The sequence below is a fragment of the Prevotella sp. C0209C1 genome (genome assembly GCF_056583855.1).
The window spans coordinates 1-3,336 of sequence record NZ_JBWPJP010000061.1 but is presented as its reverse complement, the minus strand read 5'-3'; the positions used below and the strand labels follow the sequence as shown (position 1 = coordinate 3,336).

Sequence of the window (3,336 nt, the reverse complement as noted above, 5' to 3'; positions counted from 1 at the left end):
GCTTTGACGTCACCGTCTGTACACCTACACCCTATCAACGTCATCGTCTTTGACGACCCTTATGAGGAGTTCTCATCTCGCGGAAGGCTTCGCACTTAGATGCTTTCAGCGCTTATCCATACCAGACTCAGATACCCAGCAGTGCACCTGGCGGCACAACTGGTAAACCGGAGGTCTGTCCAACACGGTCCTCTCGTACTAGTGTCAGAACCACTCAAAACTCCAACGCCCACGATAGATAGAGACCGAACTGTCTCACGACGTTCTGAACCCAGCTCGCGTGCCACTTTAATGGGCGAACAGCCCAACCCTTGGGACCTTCTCCAGCCCCAGGATGTGACGAGCCGACATCGAGGTGCCAAACCACCCCGTCGATATGAGCTCTTGGGGGGGATCAGCCTGTTATCCCCGGAGTACCTTTTATCCTTTGAGCGACGGAGTTTCCATACACATCCGCCGGATCACTATGCCCTAGTTTCCTACCTGCTCGGCATGTCTGCCTCCCAGTCAAGCACCCTTATGCCATTACACTCTTTGAGGTCGGTTACCAATCGACCTGAGGGTACCTTTGGAAGCCTCCGTTACGCTTTTGGAGGCGACCACCCCAGTCAAACTACCCACCAAACAATGTCCGCGCTATGCGCGTTAGACCTCAGACAGCCAAAGGGCCGTATTTCAACGGTGGCTCCACTTCTGCTGGCGCAAAAACTTCTAAGCCTCCGGCCTATCCTACACATCGGATGACCAAGGTCAATGTTAAGCTATAGTAAAGGTTCACGGGGTCTTTTCGTCCCATCGCGGGTAATCGGCATCTTCACCGATACTACAATTTCACTGAGATCATGGTTGAGACAGCGTCCGGATCATTACACCATTCGTGCAGGTCGGAACTTACCCGACAAGGAATTTCGCTACCTTAGGACCGTTATAGTTACGGCCGCCGTTTACTGGGGCTTCAATTCAAACCTTCGAATTGCTTCTAAGCTCTCCTCTTAACCTTCCAGCACCGGGCAGGTGTCAGGCTGTATACATCATCTTTCGAGTTAGCACAGCCCTGTGTTTTTGTTAAACAGTTGCCTGGACCTATTCTCTGCGCCTCGTATATTTAAACACGAGGACCCTTTATCCCGAAGTTACAGGGTCAATTTGCCTAGTTCCTTAACCATGAATCTCTCAACGCCTTAGTATGTTCTACCCGACCACGTGTGTCCGTTTGCGGTACGAGTTGCTTAAAAATTTATGTTAGCGGATTTTCTTGGAAGTCTGATTACCTGTACTATCAATTTCCTCCGAAGAGAATATTGTACTTTACGCTTTCTGCTCGAAATGTGGATTTGCCTGCATTTCTCATTACATACGGCGGTAAACGTTCCTTTCCGTCTGAACGCGACAGTGTCACTACTCCGTCTCCACGTCACTCTTTAAGCAAGTTGCGGAATATTAACCGCATCTGCCATCGCCTGCTCCATTAGGATGAGACTTAGGACTCGACTAACCCCGGGCTGATTGGCATCGCCCGGGAAACCTCGGTCTTTCGGCGAAAGGGAATCTAACCCTTTTTATCGTTACTTATACCTACATTTGCTTTTCCATAAGCTCCAACAGGTCTCACAACCTATATTCTAAGCCGATGGAATGCTCCCCTACCGATACTTTTTTTATATACTATCCCGCACCTTCGGTATCTGACTTTATACCCGATTATTATCCATGCACGGACCCTCGACTAGTGAGCTGTTACGCACTCTTTGAATGAATGGCTGCTTCCAAGCCAACATCCTAGCTGTCACGGGGACCACACTTCGTTAGACTAACTTAGACAGAATTTCGGGACCTTAGATGACGGTCTGGATTCTTCTCCTCTCGGGGACGGACCTTAGCACCCGCCCCCTTACTGCACTACTGCAAAACATAAGCATTCGGAGTTCGTCAGGTCGCAATAGGCGGTGAAGCCCTCTTGACCTATCGGTCGCTCTACCTCTTATGTTTATCATAGCACGCGGCACCTAAATGCCTTTCGGGGAGTACGAGCTATCTCCAAGTTTGATTGGCCTTTCACTCCTACACTCACCTCATCCAGAAGCTTTTCAACGCTTATTGGTGCGGTCCTCCATTCGGTGTTACCCGAACTTCAACCTGGGCAAGTGTAGATCACTTGGTTTCGCGTCTACCCCATCTGACTAATACGCCCGTTTCAGGCTCGCTTTCACTTTGGATACGTGACTCTTGACACTTATCCTTGCCAGACATGGTAACTCGTAGGTTCATTATGCAAAAGGCACGCCGTCACATAATATATATGCTCCGACCGCTTGTAGGCGTATGGTTTCAGGAACTCTTTCACTCTCCTCAGCGGAGTGCTTTTCACCTTTCCTTCACAGTACTTCTTCACTATCGGTCTCATGGGAGTATTTAGCCTTACCGGATGGTCCCGGCTGATTCATGCAAAATTACACGTGTTCCGCACTACTCAGGATTACACTTGGATAAGTCGCACTTCGAGTACAGGACTGTCACCTTATATTGTTATTCTTTCCAAAATATTCCTCTCGATTGACTTTTTCCGTTATCGTGGTCCTACTACCCCTATTACGCAATATACGTAATAGGTTTGGGCTTTTCCCCGTTCGCTCGCCACTACTAAGGGAATCATTTTTATTTTCTTTTCCTAGAGGTACTAAGATGTTTCAGTTCCCTCCGTTAGCTCTCCTAAATATTATAGGAGTAACATGTCTTCTACATGTTAGGTTGTCCCATTCGGAAATCCTTGGGTTAACAGTTATTTGCACTTAACCAAGGCTTATCGCAGCTTATCACGTCCTTCATCGCCTCCATGAGCCTAGGCATCCGCCATACGCCCTTTTTTACTTTCTTCGCTAACTCTTACTTAAATAAGAAGAGTTGTAGCTCATACTTTCAGCTGTTGTGTGATTTCTATTTTCAAATTGAATTATTTTTATAACATAATCATTTCTTATAAAATAAGATTTGATGTTATTTCACTTACAGTTTATTTAATGTACAATATGTCAAAGATCGTCTTAGCTACTCTCTATAGAGAGAGATTTTATAGCCTAAGTGGAGTATCAGGTCTTGAACCTTTATATAATGTGAGCCATATTCTTTGTTTTTATTTAGAATATTCTCTTACTCCTATTATTATTTAAAAACAGAGTACTTGTAGTACAAAAAGAGAAACAAACCTTAGAAAAAGGTAGAATACTCTTTTTTTTTTTATACTTTATACCATAAAGATGTCTATCGTATACATTCTGCTCCAGAAAGGAGGTGTTCCAGCCGCACCTTCCGGTACGGCTACCTTGTTACGACTTAGCC

At 46.0% G+C, this 3,336-nt stretch carries 2 rRNA genes; both read right to left on the bottom strand.

From position 1 onward, the window contains the following. Nucleotides 1-2,874 (bottom strand): 23S ribosomal RNA (locus tag AC1DCD_RS10100); the annotation flags it as partial. A 407-nt stretch (nt 2,875-3,281) separates the two neighbouring features. Then, nucleotides 3,282-3,336 (bottom strand): 16S ribosomal RNA (locus tag AC1DCD_RS10095); the annotation flags it as partial.